This is a genomic window from Flavobacterium caseinilyticum (assembly GCF_004349085.1).
In the GTDB taxonomy this organism is placed as follows: Bacteria; Bacteroidota; Bacteroidia; order Flavobacteriales; family Flavobacteriaceae; genus Flavobacterium; species Flavobacterium caseinilyticum.
Map to the genome: position 1 here is coordinate 298,708 of NZ_SMFM01000002.1, position 14,963 is coordinate 313,670.

Consider the following 14,963-nt stretch of genomic DNA (forward strand, 5'->3'; position numbering starts at 1 on the left):
TTGACAGCTTGGAAAGACAAGCAAAAACAGGGATGTGGCGGAATGGTAGACGCTAGATATGGATAGAGAATTGAGTCGATTTAAATTCATCGAGTTAAGAGAATCACTTAACGTTTGGGTTCGAGTCCCAGCTTCCCAACAAAGTCGAGGTGCTTAATGCTTGTTTGACGACTTTTACAAAAACATAGAAGCTTTGACAGCCGGAATAGACGGATCGGTAGTTTTCGGTACTCACATAATAGAACCGATGGCGAAAAAGGAAAAGAACTTTTGACAGTAGGAAAGACTACGGTTAAAGAAGTGCCGTATATCCGGATCGTGAAAGCGAATATGTGAAATTCATAGACTTAGGAAATGCAGATTCGAATTCTGTCTTCTTTGCGAAATAATGCGGATAGCTCTACGGGAGATTAGGGAAGACTAATAACAATGCTATGCTGTGAGGTAATGTCCCTCGCTTTAATCCGTAGGAATCCTGGCACAGGAGAGTGTAGTTATAATACATTACACAATATTGGGACTGTAGCTTAGACGGTAAAGCATATACCCGAAAAGGTATAGACGGCGGTTCGATTCCGCCCTCGCCCGCAAAATTGTTCGTTGACGTATTACAAGTTTTTGTATGGACCGGAGTTCGATTCTCCGCGCCTCCACGAATCGCTCGCCACGATGTAAGTTTCTTTATTCTTTAAAAATAAAGTGGTGGAGTCACCGAGAAATCGTTGACCTAAGTTTATGAAATGCGAATGTGGTTTTTACTTCCTGAAAATGGTTTAAAAATAAAACCCATTAGAAAAGGGGGCGACTGGTTTTGACAGCAATGCACGAGTAGTAAAGAGAACTTTTTTATTTTTTAACCGGCAAATTAATTAGCCTTAACAATGCACCGCTTAGAGCAGTAGCGTAGTTACGAAACTTGGGAGAGCGTCAATCTCCCTTTTTTTTACAAAACTAAAACCATTTCATCTACCTTAACGCTGCCGTTAGCGTATCCCATTTCCTGGTAGATCTTTTTCAAATTTTGGTTTTTTACGACGGTATAAATGTATTTGCTTCCTTTTCTTTTGGCTAGCTCATTCAGTTCATAGATCAGGATCTTAATCGCTTCTTTGCGGTCCTTGTCTTTATAATCAAAATTGGATATGATAAACTCACTCCAAGCAATAGCGCTATTGGTAAAATAAATAAAACCGGCCACAATATTCACGCCGTCCTTATGCACCATCATTCCTCCGGTGCCGTTCTCCGGCAAAAAATCCCTTGGCGGTGCGGTCCATCGAAAGGCTTTCCACCACTGGCACAAAACATCGTAATCAGTTTCGTTTAAAAATCGTACGGAGAATTCCATTTTATCTTTCGGTTAAAGTGATCGATGATTTTACGGCATTGGTATTTACGGCAAATAATTCTACTTTCTCGGTATCGGTATTTTCAAGATCCACTTCCAGGTAATATCCTCGTATTTCTCCACCTTCTATTCTGGCATTCTTCTTAGAGAAACTGTAATATCCGGCCACTGGTGCTGTGATAATTGCAGCAAGTGTAATTGTGTTCTCGAATACATCTGCAATCGTTCCTATAGGCTCATTTGCGCTTCCATTCAACTGGTACAATACATCGCCAATACTGACAAAGTTTGAAACAGCTTTGAAAGTAATATTGAGTCCTGCAATAGTTTGAATGACTCCAATTCCCTGTACCGTATTCCCGTGAAAATCATTTGCGTTTTCGTTTTTACGGATATACGCAAACTGCCTGCTTTCTCGTTTATTGAATTCAGTGCTTTTGATTGTGCTTTCGGTGTAGTTTGTTTTTAGCGCGACTTCCCACGGATTGTTTCCTTCTAAAACGATTGTTTTAAAAATCTTGTCTTCGGCGCTGGATTCATTGATTATCATTTTGATCTTGGACGAATACTGAACGCCATAAAAATTGTTCTGAACTCCCGTGTCTTCGTTATGCAGGTACAGTTGTCCGTTTTTTATCGAATAAAACCGATTGTTCAGTTTGAGCATCAGGTCCGGAATGTAACTCCAGAAAGAAGTCCAGCCATGTGATTTTTCAGAATGCGATAATGTGTGTTGGGCCATGGTGTTTTGTTTAAGGATTACAAATAGCCGCGCCTGCGCTACTTACTATTGACTGCGCTATTATCTCTTCACATGGATTGTCGCCTGTCTCTGTTCTGGTTAAGATATGTATCTGTTCTGATCCGAATTCGTCAATATAAACAACATGATCATTCGCCGGATGAATTGAAGGGTGTATTGCAATGTACCAAAAAGAAGATGTTGGCTGAGGCAATGTTCCAGCGGCATTTACGGTAATATTAATTGTTGCTGTACTAGAGGCAATTCCGTTACTTACTTGGTAAACGATGCTGTCTGTAAGCGTTGCTGTGCCGTCATGTGTATAAGTAATTGTGTTGTCCAGATTTACTACTGCTAATCCGTTTACCGGAGGTGCTGCAATGGTCACTACTGGCGTGCCTGTAATCTGATCGTTAAATAAAACATTTACAGTAGTACTGGCCGCATTATTCAATGTTACATTGTCGTTGACTAAAACGGGTTTTCTTTCGGTGTAATCCCAAATCAAATATAAAATTTCATCAGGTTCTGTTCTGTTGAAAAGAAAACTGGCCGTATTGGTTTCGAAAAATCCAGGTTCCATAATTTTAGTAACCGTCAAAAAAGTAGCTTGTGCCAAAATTATGTTTATATCTGCTTCGGTATAAACGGTATCGGAAACTAAATAACCAATGCGGTTGAAATTTTCCAGCGAAAACTTACCGGAGGCCAAATTATCTTTAAAAGACTGTATCGTGAAAACAGAATTATTTAACGGGAATTTACCAACTCCTTCAATACCTGTCTCAATTAGAAATTTACTTACCGGAGCAGTATCAAATAAATCATCTGTCGCGTACAACAATGACGCTCCCCATTTGAATCTGTTGGTAATGTTTTTACCAATATCTGCTGCATCGTTTACAATGATGCTGGCTATTTTTAGTTCAGCGCCAATAGGACAAACATTAGCTATTTCGTAACTTATTGAAGCGCTGACTGCAGTTACAGTTACGGTAACAATGTTTTTTACCAAACTACTTCTGTTAAACGTGATGTTCCCTAAGCCGGTCACATTAGAAACAACTTCTGTTGCACCGTCAAATAACGCTTCAATGGTAGCGTTCCCAGAAACAATATTATAATTCAATATAATATCTCCAGCAAGATCATTTAACTTAAATTGGTACGTGAACGTTCCGCTTTGTTTTTCTTTGATAATCTGATTACCACAACTTAGCTGCAATAACTTTACAGGTTCATCGGCTATTGAAACCACATATTGCTTGGTGTACGGATCAAAACCACCTAGCTTTTTAGCGTTCGGCTGCAATCTGAAAATATCACGGAACCAGTCCACCATTCCATCTACAATAGCAGTTACGCCGTCAATAGACAATCTTACAATATTTCCTTGTTTGGTATTGGCGTAGTAAATCTGGTAATCGTTTTCGGCAAAACTCTCTGGGTTTTTACCAATTCCATTATCTCCCAAGTACGTCAGCTCCGGTCCTAGTATTTGATTCGTTGCGCTTACGTTAGAACTTCCGTCGCTGTTGTAAATCAATCCTTTTTCGAACATTACTTTAGAAGCCTTCGATTCTTTCAATACTAAAATATCATTGTCGCGACTGTGTAATTTCTGGATACTTCCGTACTGCTTGTCTAGCTCTTTTGAATTTCCTGTAGCTACATTGAACACATTCAATCCATTAATATTACTGCTTTCCACGTATGATTCGCTGTAGATCAAGTCTGCATAACGTCGTACGGCTTTATATTTTTCAATAGAAACCACCGACGGACGTAAATCAATATTCAGGTATGGTTTATTGAACGCGTCTTTTATAACATAACTCTCGGCGCCGTTTCCTTGGCAAAAGCAATTGTAAAAATCCAAATCAATTTCAGCAGGGAGTACCGTTGTTTGGTTTTGTAAATTACCTTGATGCAATCCGTTTTTTATTTCGAATGTTTGTGCCGTTTCATAATAAATCTCAGCATCAATCGATTTTTTCTCTTCGGTTTCCAGAACTATCAATCCATTAGCAGCTGTTATTTTTATAGAGCCATTCATATACGATTGGTGGCCTGTACTTCCAAATATACCCAAGTCTTCTCCGTTTCCGTTTAATTCATTATGGATTCTTAAATATAAAGCTCCGGTTTCACTTTCTACAAAACGGCTAAATAAACCTACCTCAGTAACTCCACGAACTACGCCGTTTGTAGGATATACAAAAGGAAAGGTATTGTCGCTTACCTCAGCATCGTACCATAACTTAAAATTAGCATAATCCGCACTGGCGTAAAACGTTTTCGTGAATTTTTTATCTCCACCTGCGCTGCCGTATTTAACGTTAGTTAATTCAATGTCAATCCTGGATCCTTGTACAATAGGTTTATCCGTATATAATCCGGTCACTGGATCTTTGTCTGAAAACGGACCAACATACATATCAAAACTATCGCCTCTGCTTGCTGCTTGTCCAGTTTTTTCTAAAAATCCATCTGGAATATAATCCATAGAAATTCCTGCAGGGATCTTTATTTTCATATAAAGTCCCGGTAATTCTTTGATTTCAGTGTTGTTAAAATCTACATTCCCTTCAAGGAATTCTTTTTCTTTTGTGGCGATTTCCAATACTTTTACCTTTGTCAATGTAGGAACAAAACCATTTGTATCTGATTTAAAAATAAGAATGTCGCCAACTTTTACTTTGTCTTTGTTGTCGTTCTCTAATTTGATCCAGCGAAACAATCCTTCAACGTAAAAAGTAGTGGCGTAAATAGTTTGAAACTGTAGCGTTTGCTGTTTTACCACAATCTTATATCTATCAGCGTATGCCGGTGGATTACTTAATAAACTGACTTTTATTTTGTTTTTTGATAGCGCTAAATTTTGCGGTATAAAAATAGTGTTATTCAGCTGCGTCAAAACCGTAGTTTGTCTATTGAATTCGTCCATATAAATCAATCCTGCTTCATAACTTCTGTTGGTTTTTAATGTAGAAACAGAACCAATTTCATAAAAAAGTACGCTAGTAGCACTGTTGAAACCCCAGTTGATTGTTTCCTGCACATTATTTAACTCGTAAATTAATGCAACTGATTTTAGTATTATGGCATTAGCAGTATAACTCTCGATTACAAAAGTAGTATTCGATATAAATTCATAACCAGGAATATCCGCAATGGTATAATTGCTCAAAAATAAATTAGTGATGTAATTAGTAATGAAAAATATAAAATCAGGATCCTGTGCTAAAGCGGCAGCATCCTCATAATTCTTAGTAAGTAGAAACGAAAAATTATCATTGTATTTTTTTTGTTCCGTCTGGTTGTTGTCTAAACTAAAAAACAGATTGATTTTGCTTCCTGATTTTAAGTTCATTCCTGTTAGATCGATTCTCAGCTTATTGTTAGCAATAGGTACTTGTGAAGTAATCGAAATTGGAACAGTAACACCTTCTAAACTTTCTGAAACAATTGATAAATTATAATTTGGTTTTACTTTATTGTTGTTTTTATCAATTAAATCATACCCTTGCACAAAGTTTCCCATTACAATTCTGTTACCAATAACAGTTTGTGATTTGGCTTTTAATGGAATGCCGTCTGAGGACCGGTACAGTTCTTTTTCTGGAAGTATCGTGTATATTTTATTGTTCGAAAAAACAAAGCTTCTGGTTTCGTTGTTTCCCCAGCCTTCATTTTCTTTATTGAAAGTTTCAATAATATATAAATTTTCTGAAGTGCTTCCTTTTACGATGCATTGTATGTCGGTAACGCGTTTGTCTCCTGTATTGATTGATAATCGTACGGCATTATAGGCGTTGATCATTCCTATATTATCCAAAACCTCATAATCCAATTGGAATGGATTTGGGTGAAAATTATAATTCGAATAGGAAGACAAAGCGGAATATTCTCCATCTAAATATTTGTATCGGTAACTGAAAGACAAGAACTTTTCTTCGATGTTGTTGCTGGCTCCATCAGCAAAAACCAAAGTAGTAGTTGGTGCAAATCTAGGTGGTTTTTTGATCAGAAGAATATCCTCTTTATCAAAACCGTTTGCTCCATATTTTTTGGCACGTTCGATATTAAAACACAACGGTTGCAAGTTATCGTCATTCAGCAATATCAAATCCTTTTCAGGATCTTCGCTTATGATTTTATTGATTGCTGTTATTAAATGCGTTTCTTTTAAATCCAAAACTCTATTGGTTCCTACACGCGTATCTTCCAGTACTTTTGAAACCACTTCGTTTTTTACATCATATTCTAAAACGTAGCATCCTGCATCTGATTTTATAATCCAATATAGTTTCTGGGTAGCTTCATCTGAAAAACCGCCTAAGCAAGCCGGATTCGTGCCAAAATCGATACTGGTCAGCTTCCTGTTGGACAATGAATTCTGAATAGCGCCTACATCAGATCCTTCAGAATCTAAAACTAATATATTTTCGGCATGACGGTAATCGCCATCTTTTAAAACTCGCTCGTCCAAATCTTTATTCATGCGTCCGGAAAGGAATGTTCTTCTGATATTTGCCATTATAAAAATTTAGATTTAGATCGCATTTCTCGTGCAATTTGTTTTAGGTTTAGTCCGGATCTGTCTTTCTTAGCTTTAAAACTGGTTGTTTTGTACCTGTCCAACGCTCTTCTTTTTTCCCGGTCCGGCACCGTCATTCTTTGCTCAATACAATAATAGTAGATCCAGTCCTTCAACGCTTGCTCCAGGTACTTATGTACTTTTATTTCGCCTTCATTAAATGATTCCCATTGCAGTCCATCGGATTTATATTGCAATACAATTTCTTTGTCAATCAACCGCGCGTCCAGTACTAACTTTCCGTTTTCTTCATCTACCTTGTACTCCCCGTTTACGCTGAAATTAGATCCGTCTGTAAAAGAGTTGCCTCCATTATACCCACTGATAAACTCATAAGACTTAAACGGCATGTTATACGCATTGGAAGCATCTGCAGTTAGTATAAAACCATTGTCGTCAAATAAGATTTTAGCATTATCGTCTTGCAAAATACCGGTGACCGTATTGATATTTTGGTTTCGGTCTAAAGGGCATAATTTTCTGGTCCCCTCACTGTCAACCACAGCGGATACGCTTACGCAACTAACAAAATCCTGCGGCAAAACAATACAAGAGTCCTCGCCAACGGTCATTTCAATAGCCAAAGTAGCTCCGGAAATAGATTTAGTCAGTTCTTTAATTCCCATTTTACCATGGTAAATTAAAATGCTGCGGTTCGTATTCTTTATATAGTTGTCCGATTCTAATCTGCCCATTAGCATTCCGTCAATGATTTCTTTTAAGGTAGAAAATTGATAGCTGCCGTGTGAGTCTTTGTTGCCGTGATATTGTTCAGGAGTCTCCATTAATTAGCGGTTTTTTTGTTGTCTTCTTGCATTTCGTCGTTGTTCCCGGCCATTTGTAAATCTTGCTCTTTAAGATTGATTCCAAACTTGACACATAACCTGGACACAATATCGTCTTCTTCAGAAGCATGCATGTCAATGTCTTGAAAATCCAACGCATCAGGATTAAAAACTTCAACATCACTAATCACCACAAAGGTCCATTTAGGCACCAATGGCTTGCGAAGGTAATAAGCGGTTACTTTGTCAGTGATTGCAGCAGGAAGTACCTCGATTACATTATTGATTTTTAAACCTATAGGATAATCAATACTGGGTTGCGTATGTTTAAATCGTCGTAGTTGGTTGAATTCTGACATGTTTTTACAAATACTGATTTCGCTTAATCCGTTATATAGAATCGATTCCATATACCCCACGTTTGCCGGAATAGTGAATTTACCTTCAGTATAAGTCAGGAGGCCGGACGTTAAGAAGTGTTCCATCTTAGCTCGGATAATATCAGGAAGGTTTTCTACACCGTTCCCTACTAATCCTCTGTTTTGTCTGTTCAGATATTTGGTAAGATCAAAAGGATACTCTTCAAATTTCTCCGTCATTACATTATAAAGCGCTTTGTCAAAATCAGATGGTTTCATGTTTCCACGAACATCACTATTGGCAAGCATCTTAACAGTTTGATATACTCTATCGATCATAATAAAACAGATTTTACACTAATAATAACAAAAACTTATACTTAATACAAATGTAATAAATTTTAAGTATCATTAACAGACAGTTTTAATACAAATTATTTATATTTTTGGTAAAAATAAATATGTTATGAATTACGACGACGAGCGAGCTAATATGATGCTACAACTTTTTATAAGGTTTTGCCTGGTAATTGGATTGATAATACTAATCGGAATTCCTTTTTTGACATGGATCATACCAAGACTGTAAAAGAAGCTATTGACATAAAACACAAAAGTTCTAATGGAAGTTGCGGCACTTTAATTCCGGATCTGGCAATCAGTACAGGAATACCGTACGAAGAATTGTATCCGGTACTTCGGGTGCTATATGATCAGAAGTATTTTGTTATGAAACAGGGCATTAATGGTAAAATGATATTTAAGAGGAAATGAAAAAAATTATAGCTGTTATAGGTCACGTAGATCACGGAAGAACTTGTTTGCAAAGTGCAATTGATAGAGTTCTGGAAAAAGAAAGAGGAATTACTATTGTAAATCCAGAAGAGGCAAACGAAATAAAAGAAAATTATTATTTCAAAAATGAAGCATTGAAATTAAAATGCTTTAATGAACCCGAACCAATTCAGGAGCAAATATTCGACAAACCAAAATCTAAATTTCATAAATAACGGAATCGTAGTATTCCTGATAACGGCCGATGATTGTGGCTGTTTGCCACTACAGAAGTTGAATAGGAATAAAATGATTGTGCAAATAGCCACAATCATTTGTTATCAGCATACCACTTAACACTAATTTTAAAAATATAAATTATGGCTTACGATATTTACGGAAATGATTTAAGAAGAGGATATTGCGAAGTTCATCCTCACGTGCATCAAGAATATCCTTGTGATATTTGTTGCAGAGAAATAGAACAAAGTAATCGTCAAAACGAATATAATAAGCAAATGCAAAAGGATTATTATAAAAGTATTGACCCGTCTTTTGATATGGAAACGACACGAATTGTAATTGATTTACTTGTAGTCAGGATTCCAAAAACTGATTTAAATTCAGGTTTATTAGATATTGATTTTAACGGACAATATTTGATACAGATAAAAAAAGAAGATGATTCTGATTTGTGGAAAGTAACTAATGCGATGAATGGTTACGGGCATAATTGCTTTGAGGAATTTAAAAAATCAGAAGTTTCGTTTTTGAGTAACTAATTATCGACAACGTGTAGCTTCGGTTGCTGATAACGTTCATTATTGTACTTGTAGCGAACTGACACAAGACAATTTATCGGATTAAAGACTAATAAAAACAAGAATTACAAATCATCAAATTAAGCCGAGTAAAGCTATAAGTACAATATATTGTTATATTCTCGGCTTTTTTTACTAAATATTAATCAATAAATAAAAATAAAATGACAAAAGAACAAGTAGAAATATACGAATATTGCAAAAAGCACTTAGAAGAATTAGAGATAGAAAGTAAAAACTCTACTTTTAAAAGGCAAAAATATGGTTGCGGAACAGGAAGCCCAACAATAACATTTAATTTAGAAAGAATTAATCAAGATATGTACAGTGAGATTTTTGAAGCTGTAAATAAAGCAAAAAATAGTATACAAAAAATTATCGATGAACTATAACAAAATGACAGCCAGAGTTACTTTCGCCAGAAAGTTGCTCGAAGCTGGAATATAACGCTTGCCGCTTGTTTTTCGGCTTGAAAAGACATAAAACCATATTTACCTAATCACAAATATTAAAAAGTACAAGACAATGAAAACAGAAATCACAGATAAAAAAGCTGAAAATCAAGCGGCTGTTAGTGGCAGTAGATTGATTGGAAAAACAAACGTGATGATTTTAGGGATGATTACCGAGCTACAAAAAGGAGGTAAAGTTGGGGTTGTAGGTTGTAAAGACCCGAAAGATATTACTGAACGACTAAAAGCAAAAGGTATCGAAGTAAAAAGCGAACCAATTATTAGAAAAGGACAAGCACAACCAATATATGACGATGAAGGAATTATTGGTTTTGAAAATAGTGATGATGTACAGACAGGGTTTCTGTTCTATTGCCACTAACGTCCATCGCTACACTTTCGGCTTGGCGTAAACAAGCGAGGTGTTTCGGATGAAAAACAATAATTACAAATAAAAAACAATATTAACCCAATGCCAAATGCAAAAGCTGAAATGTAGCGATTGTTAGTGGCATACCACGTAAAACTTATAAATTATGGAATATCCAGAACCTATATGCCAAGATTGTGGAAAACATTGTAATATGTCAGAAGAAATTGATACAGGCGGAGGAAATGAAAAAGGATTTAGCTACATCGAATTGTGGTGTTACTGTGAAAAGTGTGACAGAGAAACAAATCACCCAATACCTTCTGACAACAATAATTACCCAGAATAGGCGGTTGCCACTAACGTCCCGCTACTATTAGATGTTGACGAAAAGGACAAAACCAGTTGTCAAGGATTACTTGACAACTGAAAACACAAAACAATAACAACCAAAGCCTGATACGGCAATAGCTTATAGTAGCTGTTATATTCTCGGCTTTTTTACATTAACAAATTAAATATAAACAAAATGAAAACACTAAAAGAACAAATTGAAGAAGTAGATTTAATCCAAACAGGTTACGAAGATTTTTATATGGATTCTGATAAAATAGTTAAAGTAACAGAAAACTATGTAAATGAAAAAATAGATAAACTAATACAAAAAATAGAAGGTGAAACTTTAGCTCATTATGCTTATGAAGCAATTATAGGTATGCTTGAAGATTTAAAATTTCAGCGAGAGTAGCTTTGGTTACAAAGTTGCTCAAGCTGGAATATAACGGCGGATGCTACACGATGGCTGGGAAAAGCACACACCCAGACTTCGGATAATGACAGATTAAAAAGGTGCAAAACAGACTTTAAATTTAACCCGAAACCCAGCTATTGTGTAGCATATGTTACTGGCTGTGTTTTTAAAATCAAACGTGATGAACGGACAACAAATTGAAAAATTAGTAAAAGAGCTTATTAAAAAAGAAGTTGATTATAGAAGCTATGACGGTAAAATGTCTAAAACATCTTTAATCGAAAGAGGAAGCGAAACCATTTTAGAGCAAATAATTAGACAACATTTATTGGATAATCGTGATGAAAAATTAGGTTCATTAGAAGCGAAAGTTTTTGTTTATGAAGAAATGATTGCCAAAAGCACATTTGCTCCAATGCTTGTTGAAAAAGAAGTAGAAACCATAAAAGAACCTGAACCTTACCGAAGAGAAATGATTTTTACTCAAACGCAAATTGAACACTTACAACACAAAATATTTGAAATTACTGGCGAGGGCGAAGTAATGAAATTGTTCAATGAAATGTTGGGCGTATCTGTTGGGTAACATAGCCAGTAACGTTCATTATTGTACTTGTATCGAACAAGTAAGCAAAACATCGAGATTCAAGACAAATCTCGCAGAATTTACAAATAATTAAATCAAGCCTGATATAGCTATAAGTACAATATATTGTTACAGGACGGCACTAATTTTTAAAGCAAATAAAATTATGAAATTAACAGGGAAATGCAAAGAAGATTTTGATAAATGGTTTTATGATAATTATCCATATAAGGAATTTTTATTTTATAGTGATAATTTTAAATGCACGTATATTATTGAGTTCTTTGATTCGTATGGGGTTTATTTATGCATAACCCCTGTATTCCCAATAAATAAATACGGATTCTCTTATTCTGTAGATTTAAAATATTATTATGATATTTTTAACACACGAACCGAAGCAGCAAAGGCAGCTATAATAAAAGCAAATGAAATTTATAATGACAAACATAAATTATGAGTAGAGAAATTAAGTTTAGGGGAATGACAAAAGCTAACAATGTAATGGTTTTTGGAGATTTAATTGTTTGTCCTAATGGAGAGCATAGAATGTTATGGTTTGAACTAAAAGGAGAATTACCATTAGACTTAGATTACAATTCATTTAATGAAGTTGTACAATCTAGTACTATTAGTCAATTCACAGGGCTACAAGATAAAAACGGTTTAGATATTTATGAGGGTGATATTTTACATAAAAAAATAGAACTTGAAGGAGGCATAAAAGGAAATTGGATTGTTGTTTATGGTGAAGGTGGTTTTGATATTAAAAACATTGATACATCTGCGGAGGTTAAAACAATGTATCTAAAAAAATACTGGAAACATTCTTATGAGGTCATTGGAAATATTTACGAAAATCCAGAACTATTAGCCGTTCCTACCGCTGTCCTGTAACGGATTGTGGCTTTGTCTTGTTGCCAAAAAACACAAGACCAACTTTAAATTAAAGACAAATTATGGAATCACAAAACAATAATTCAGTTCAAGACCAATCTGGCAATAAGTCAAAACCGTTGTTAGCAAATCGGCTTTTTAGAGGTTATTCTAAAAAGCATAATAATTGGATTTATGGCGACTTAATTCACACTCCCGAAAAACAAACAAGAATTATAAATTATACAGATATTAGCAGCGATGGAGTTGATGATTTTGTAACTATAAATGAATTAGTTGAAATAAATTCTATTGGTCAATTTACAAGCTCAATTGATAAAAATGCAGAAACAATTTGTGAAGGCGATATATTATCAAAAGTAGAAATTGAAAAATTAGGTGAAAATATACAGTATTTTTATGTTGTAAAGTGGTCAAGTTCTAACGATGGCTACAGATGTATTCAATATAAATTAGATGAAGATGAAAACGGTGTTTATTGGAGAAAAATAGACAGTTCAAGCGCAATATCAATGGTAATTTGTTATAATCACATTATAGGAACTGTTTTTGAAAATCAGCATCTTTTTAACCGTAATTTTGAGTAAGCTGTTTGCTAACGGAAAAGCTAACCGATGTTCAGGAAAAGTAAGGACTGAACTTCGGATTATTACAAATCTTACAGACACAAAACAATAATTAAATTTAACCTAAAGCCTGAATAGCGGTTAGCGTATGTTATCACTTCGGCTTTTTATTCCACTAAATATGAACTCAAAAGAATTGAAAAAAGAGCAATTTATCGCAAAAGCTATGGAAAACAAAAAGAAATTTGAAATACATAAAAGACTTATTGAGGAAAATTTATGTATTGGTGGCGAAATGTATATTAAAGATTTAAAAGTATTTGCTAACTATCAGATAGTAGATAATCAATTGCTTTTAAATTTAATGGAATATGCTGAAAGTTTTGCTAAAGAATATGCAGAATTACAAGCTTCCAACCAAGCTGAGTGATAACTTGTTTATAGGCGTGATTCATAATATTGCACCACCCAGCAATCATTGAGGTTAGCAGACAAATAAAAATATAAATTCATAAATTTATACTACATATCAACTTCAAAAAATTGCACCATGAAATTATCAGAAAAGATAAAAGAGCATTTAAGTGAAAGAATTGAAAATGGAGAATTGAACAATGACGACATGGTACAAATAATAGAACACCTCGGCTCCTATCTGAATTTAAAAACAATTCCGGATTACGCCAAAGAAAACAAACGCTCCTACAACGGAGTAAAAAACCACAGAACTATACGGATTATTTTTAATGTTAAATTCGTGATAGACAATGACTAAACCAAAACCATGAGTAAAACTATTGAACTAGCTAAAAAATTAAAAGCGCTTGCTGACAAAGGAATTGGCGGCGAGAAAATCAATGCTGAAAAAATGCTTACTGATTTACTGAAAAAACATAATTTGACTATTGAAGAAATAGAAGGAGAAAAAGAACAAGACTATTTTTTTATTGTTTCAAAAGAGGATTTTAAATTATGGTACCAGATCGTGAAAAAAGTAAACAATGATATAAAAGTCTTTGGTCCGTTCCCTATTAAGATGCAAAAAGAAATGTATCTAAAAGGAAACTATATGGTTTCTTGCTCGGTTTCAAACTACATTGAAATTGAAGCTAAAAATGATTTTTATCAACGTTTGTTCAAGGATGAATTGGACTTGTTTAGCTCGGCATTTATTCACGCCAATGATCTAGAAGTGGACCTGTCCGGTAAAGAAGCTCCGGAACTTTCCAGGGAAGAGTACAATCAATTAATCAGGGTGCGCGACATGGCTGACAAAATTAAGAAAGGTACGTTTTTAAAACAGTTACAATAAATGCAGCAATTCACGATACAATACTGGTTTTATTACCAAGGCGCAAACGAAAAAGACTTCGACGAAACGACCATACCTGCAGCGACCTACGAAGCAGCAGTAGCTATATTAAAATCAATACGCAAAAATATTTTTAATCTAACTGATAAAACCAATTATAAATTATGTCAAATTTCACAATAGATTTCTTTGAATTATTATTTCTAGCAGAAGTTTGTGTACCACCACGGCCCATTGCTAGGGCGATGTTTTGGGAAAGCATGAGTGATGTTCATTATCACAAAATGTCAGACGATGAACGCTTGAAAATGTTCGAGTTTCTAAAACCAAAATTAGATTTAGAAAATGAAGATTGCAGGTATTTCTTCGCCAGATACAATCCATTAAATCAATACATGGTAAGCTGTTTTCATAACGGCAAAGCAGAAGAGATTCATTGCTTCCGTTTCAACGAACAATTTCATACTTCAAAAAACAGACACATAAATCCGGACTATATTAAAAGTTCTGTGAAAGTCACGGTTACTGTACAATAGAAAAAGCCTGCTCAATAGCAGGCTTCTTCATGACTGGGAAAAGTCAAACCAAACGAAAATGGTA

The 14,963-nt window shown here is 34.9% G+C and carries 21 protein-coding genes; 16 read left to right on the plus strand and 5 right to left on the minus strand.

Annotated elements, in window-relative coordinates; translation table 11 throughout:
• Nucleotides 1–943: 943 nt before the first annotated feature.
• Genes E0F89_RS05800 through E0F89_RS05820 form a run of 5 tightly spaced genes read right to left on the minus strand, consistent with a single transcriptional unit; the run spans nt 944 to nt 8,173 of the window.
• On the minus strand, nt 944–1,348 hold the full coding sequence (locus E0F89_RS05800) for a hypothetical protein (protein ID WP_131908907.1): 405 nt from the start codon (nt 1,346–1,348) through the stop codon (nt 944–946).
• A 1-nt stretch (nt 1,349) separates the two neighbouring features.
• Nucleotides 1,350–2,090, minus strand: coding sequence for a hypothetical protein (locus tag E0F89_RS05805; protein ID WP_131908908.1), 741 nt, complete (start codon nt 2,088–2,090; stop codon nt 1,350–1,352).
• Between the two features lie 10 nt (nt 2,091–2,100).
• Nucleotides 2,101–6,630, minus strand: a complete 4,530-nt coding sequence (locus E0F89_RS05810; RefSeq protein WP_131908909.1) for an Ig-like domain-containing protein — start codon at nt 6,628–6,630, stop codon at nt 2,101–2,103.
• Nucleotides 6,630–7,475 carry a hypothetical protein gene (locus E0F89_RS05815; protein WP_131908910.1) on the minus strand — a complete coding sequence of 282 codons (846 nt, stop codon included), beginning with the start codon at nt 7,473–7,475 and terminating at the stop codon, nt 6,630–6,632. Before E0F89_RS05815 ends, E0F89_RS05810 begins: the two co-directional genes overlap by 1 nt.
• On the minus strand, nt 7,475–8,173 hold the full coding sequence (locus tag E0F89_RS05820; protein ID WP_131908911.1) for a hypothetical protein: 699 nt from the start codon (nt 8,171–8,173) through the stop codon (nt 7,475–7,477). Before E0F89_RS05820 ends, E0F89_RS05815 begins: the two co-directional genes overlap by 1 nt.
• 228 nt (nt 8,174–8,401) lie before the next feature.
• On the opposite strand from E0F89_RS05820, the gene E0F89_RS05825 reads away from it, so the two are divergent.
• From E0F89_RS05825 to E0F89_RS05895, 16 genes are all read left to right on the plus strand, one after another.
• Nucleotides 8,402–8,608, plus strand: coding sequence for a hypothetical protein (locus tag E0F89_RS05825; RefSeq protein WP_131908912.1), 207 nt, complete (start codon nt 8,402–8,404; stop codon nt 8,606–8,608).
• A complete protein-coding gene (locus tag E0F89_RS05830) occupies nt 8,605–8,844 on the plus strand; it encodes a hypothetical protein (RefSeq protein WP_131908913.1) in 240 nt (79 codons plus the stop codon). Before E0F89_RS05825 ends, E0F89_RS05830 begins: the two co-directional genes overlap by 4 nt.
• Before the next feature lie 144 nt (nt 8,845–8,988).
• Complete coding sequence (locus E0F89_RS05835; protein WP_131908914.1) at nt 8,989–9,390, plus strand: hypothetical protein; 402 nt, start codon at nt 8,989–8,991, stop codon at nt 9,388–9,390.
• Nucleotides 9,391–9,593: 203 nt separating this feature from the next.
• Nucleotides 9,594–9,821, plus strand: a complete 228-nt coding sequence (locus E0F89_RS05840; RefSeq protein WP_131908915.1) for a hypothetical protein — start codon at nt 9,594–9,596, stop codon at nt 9,819–9,821.
• A 133-nt stretch (nt 9,822–9,954) separates the two neighbouring features.
• Nucleotides 9,955–10,263 (plus strand): hypothetical protein, encoded by a 309-nt coding sequence (locus E0F89_RS05845; RefSeq protein ID WP_131908916.1) that lies wholly within the window; start codon nt 9,955–9,957, stop codon nt 10,261–10,263.
• Between the two features lie 202 nt (nt 10,264–10,465).
• Nucleotides 10,466–10,600 carry a hypothetical protein gene (locus E0F89_RS17435; RefSeq protein ID WP_262709517.1) on the plus strand — a complete coding sequence of 45 codons (135 nt, stop codon included), beginning with the start codon at nt 10,466–10,468 and terminating at the stop codon, nt 10,598–10,600.
• Between the two features lie 180 nt (nt 10,601–10,780).
• Complete coding sequence (locus E0F89_RS05850; protein ID WP_131908917.1) at nt 10,781–10,999, plus strand: hypothetical protein; 219 nt, start codon at nt 10,781–10,783, stop codon at nt 10,997–10,999.
• 184 nt (nt 11,000–11,183) lie between these two features.
• Nucleotides 11,184–11,588 carry a hypothetical protein gene (locus tag E0F89_RS05855; protein ID WP_131908918.1) on the plus strand — a complete coding sequence of 135 codons (405 nt, stop codon included), beginning with the start codon at nt 11,184–11,186 and terminating at the stop codon, nt 11,586–11,588.
• 166 nt (nt 11,589–11,754) lie between these two features.
• Entirely contained in the window at nt 11,755–12,048 is a 294-nt protein-coding gene (locus E0F89_RS05860; protein ID WP_131908919.1) for a hypothetical protein, read from the plus strand.
• Nucleotides 12,045–12,485: a YopX family protein gene (locus tag E0F89_RS05865; protein WP_131908920.1), complete on the plus strand. Its 441-nt coding sequence runs from the start codon at nt 12,045–12,047 to the stop codon at nt 12,483–12,485. The genes E0F89_RS05860 and E0F89_RS05865 overlap by 4 nt, the downstream gene beginning before the upstream one ends.
• A gap of 62 nt (nt 12,486–12,547) precedes the next feature.
• Nucleotides 12,548–13,072 (plus strand): YopX family protein, encoded by a 525-nt coding sequence (locus E0F89_RS05870; protein ID WP_131908921.1) that lies wholly within the window; start codon nt 12,548–12,550, stop codon nt 13,070–13,072.
• Between the two features lie 160 nt (nt 13,073–13,232).
• Nucleotides 13,233–13,481, plus strand: coding sequence for a hypothetical protein (locus E0F89_RS05875; protein WP_131908922.1), 249 nt, complete (start codon nt 13,233–13,235; stop codon nt 13,479–13,481).
• A gap of 120 nt (nt 13,482–13,601) precedes the next feature.
• Nucleotides 13,602–13,826 carry a hypothetical protein gene (locus E0F89_RS05880; RefSeq protein ID WP_131908923.1) on the plus strand — a complete coding sequence of 75 codons (225 nt, stop codon included), beginning with the start codon at nt 13,602–13,604 and terminating at the stop codon, nt 13,824–13,826.
• A 9-nt stretch (nt 13,827–13,835) separates the two neighbouring features.
• Complete coding sequence (locus tag E0F89_RS05885; RefSeq protein WP_131908924.1) at nt 13,836–14,363, plus strand: hypothetical protein; 528 nt, start codon at nt 13,836–13,838, stop codon at nt 14,361–14,363.
• Entirely contained in the window at nt 14,364–14,546 is a 183-nt protein-coding gene (locus E0F89_RS05890) for a hypothetical protein (protein WP_131908925.1), read from the plus strand.
• The gene (locus E0F89_RS05895) at nt 14,528–14,899 is read left to right on the plus strand and encodes a hypothetical protein (protein WP_131908926.1); all 372 of its coding nucleotides are present in this window, start codon (nt 14,528–14,530) and stop codon (nt 14,897–14,899) included. The genes E0F89_RS05890 and E0F89_RS05895 overlap by 19 nt, the downstream gene beginning before the upstream one ends.
• The last annotated feature ends 64 nt before the right edge of the window (nt 14,900–14,963 follow it).

What these genes read in the sequence shown, in the direction of transcription:
- E0F89_RS05800 (WP_131908907.1), bottom strand. Translation starts at nt 1,348, where the DNA reads ATGGAATTCTCCGTACGATTTTTAAACGAAACTGATTACGATGTTTTG.
- E0F89_RS05805 (WP_131908908.1), bottom strand. Translation starts at nt 2,090, where the DNA reads ATGGCCCAACACACATTATCGCATTCTGAAAAATCACATGGCTGGACT.
- E0F89_RS05810 (WP_131908909.1), bottom strand. Translation starts at nt 6,630, where the DNA reads ATGGCAAATATCAGAAGAACATTCCTTTCCGGACGCATGAATAAAGAT.
- E0F89_RS05815 (WP_131908910.1), bottom strand. Translation starts at nt 7,475, where the DNA reads ATGGAGACTCCTGAACAATATCACGGCAACAAAGACTCACACGGCAGC.
- E0F89_RS05820 (WP_131908911.1), bottom strand. Translation starts at nt 8,173, where the DNA reads ATGATCGATAGAGTATATCAAACTGTTAAGATGCTTGCCAATAGTGAT.
- E0F89_RS05825 (WP_131908912.1), top strand. Translation starts at nt 8,402, where the DNA reads ATGGATCATACCAAGACTGTAAAAGAAGCTATTGACATAAAACACAAA.
- E0F89_RS05830 (WP_131908913.1), top strand. Translation starts at nt 8,605, where the DNA reads ATGAAAAAAATTATAGCTGTTATAGGTCACGTAGATCACGGAAGAACT.
- E0F89_RS05835 (WP_131908914.1), top strand. Translation starts at nt 8,989, where the DNA reads ATGGCTTACGATATTTACGGAAATGATTTAAGAAGAGGATATTGCGAA.
- E0F89_RS05840 (WP_131908915.1), top strand. Translation starts at nt 9,594, where the DNA reads ATGACAAAAGAACAAGTAGAAATATACGAATATTGCAAAAAGCACTTA.
- E0F89_RS05845 (WP_131908916.1), top strand. Translation starts at nt 9,955, where the DNA reads ATGAAAACAGAAATCACAGATAAAAAAGCTGAAAATCAAGCGGCTGTT.
- E0F89_RS17435 (WP_262709517.1), top strand. Translation starts at nt 10,466, where the DNA reads ATGTCAGAAGAAATTGATACAGGCGGAGGAAATGAAAAAGGATTTAGC.
- E0F89_RS05850 (WP_131908917.1), top strand. Translation starts at nt 10,781, where the DNA reads ATGAAAACACTAAAAGAACAAATTGAAGAAGTAGATTTAATCCAAACA.
- E0F89_RS05855 (WP_131908918.1), top strand. Translation starts at nt 11,184, where the DNA reads ATGAACGGACAACAAATTGAAAAATTAGTAAAAGAGCTTATTAAAAAA.
- E0F89_RS05860 (WP_131908919.1), top strand. Translation starts at nt 11,755, where the DNA reads ATGAAATTAACAGGGAAATGCAAAGAAGATTTTGATAAATGGTTTTAT.
- E0F89_RS05865 (WP_131908920.1), top strand. Translation starts at nt 12,045, where the DNA reads ATGAGTAGAGAAATTAAGTTTAGGGGAATGACAAAAGCTAACAATGTA.
- E0F89_RS05870 (WP_131908921.1), top strand. Translation starts at nt 12,548, where the DNA reads ATGGAATCACAAAACAATAATTCAGTTCAAGACCAATCTGGCAATAAG.
- E0F89_RS05875 (WP_131908922.1), top strand. Translation starts at nt 13,233, where the DNA reads ATGAACTCAAAAGAATTGAAAAAAGAGCAATTTATCGCAAAAGCTATG.
- E0F89_RS05880 (WP_131908923.1), top strand. Translation starts at nt 13,602, where the DNA reads ATGAAATTATCAGAAAAGATAAAAGAGCATTTAAGTGAAAGAATTGAA.
- E0F89_RS05885 (WP_131908924.1), top strand. Translation starts at nt 13,836, where the DNA reads ATGAGTAAAACTATTGAACTAGCTAAAAAATTAAAAGCGCTTGCTGAC.
- E0F89_RS05890 (WP_131908925.1), top strand. Translation starts at nt 14,364, where the DNA reads ATGCAGCAATTCACGATACAATACTGGTTTTATTACCAAGGCGCAAAC.
- E0F89_RS05895 (WP_131908926.1), top strand. Translation starts at nt 14,528, where the DNA reads ATGTCAAATTTCACAATAGATTTCTTTGAATTATTATTTCTAGCAGAA.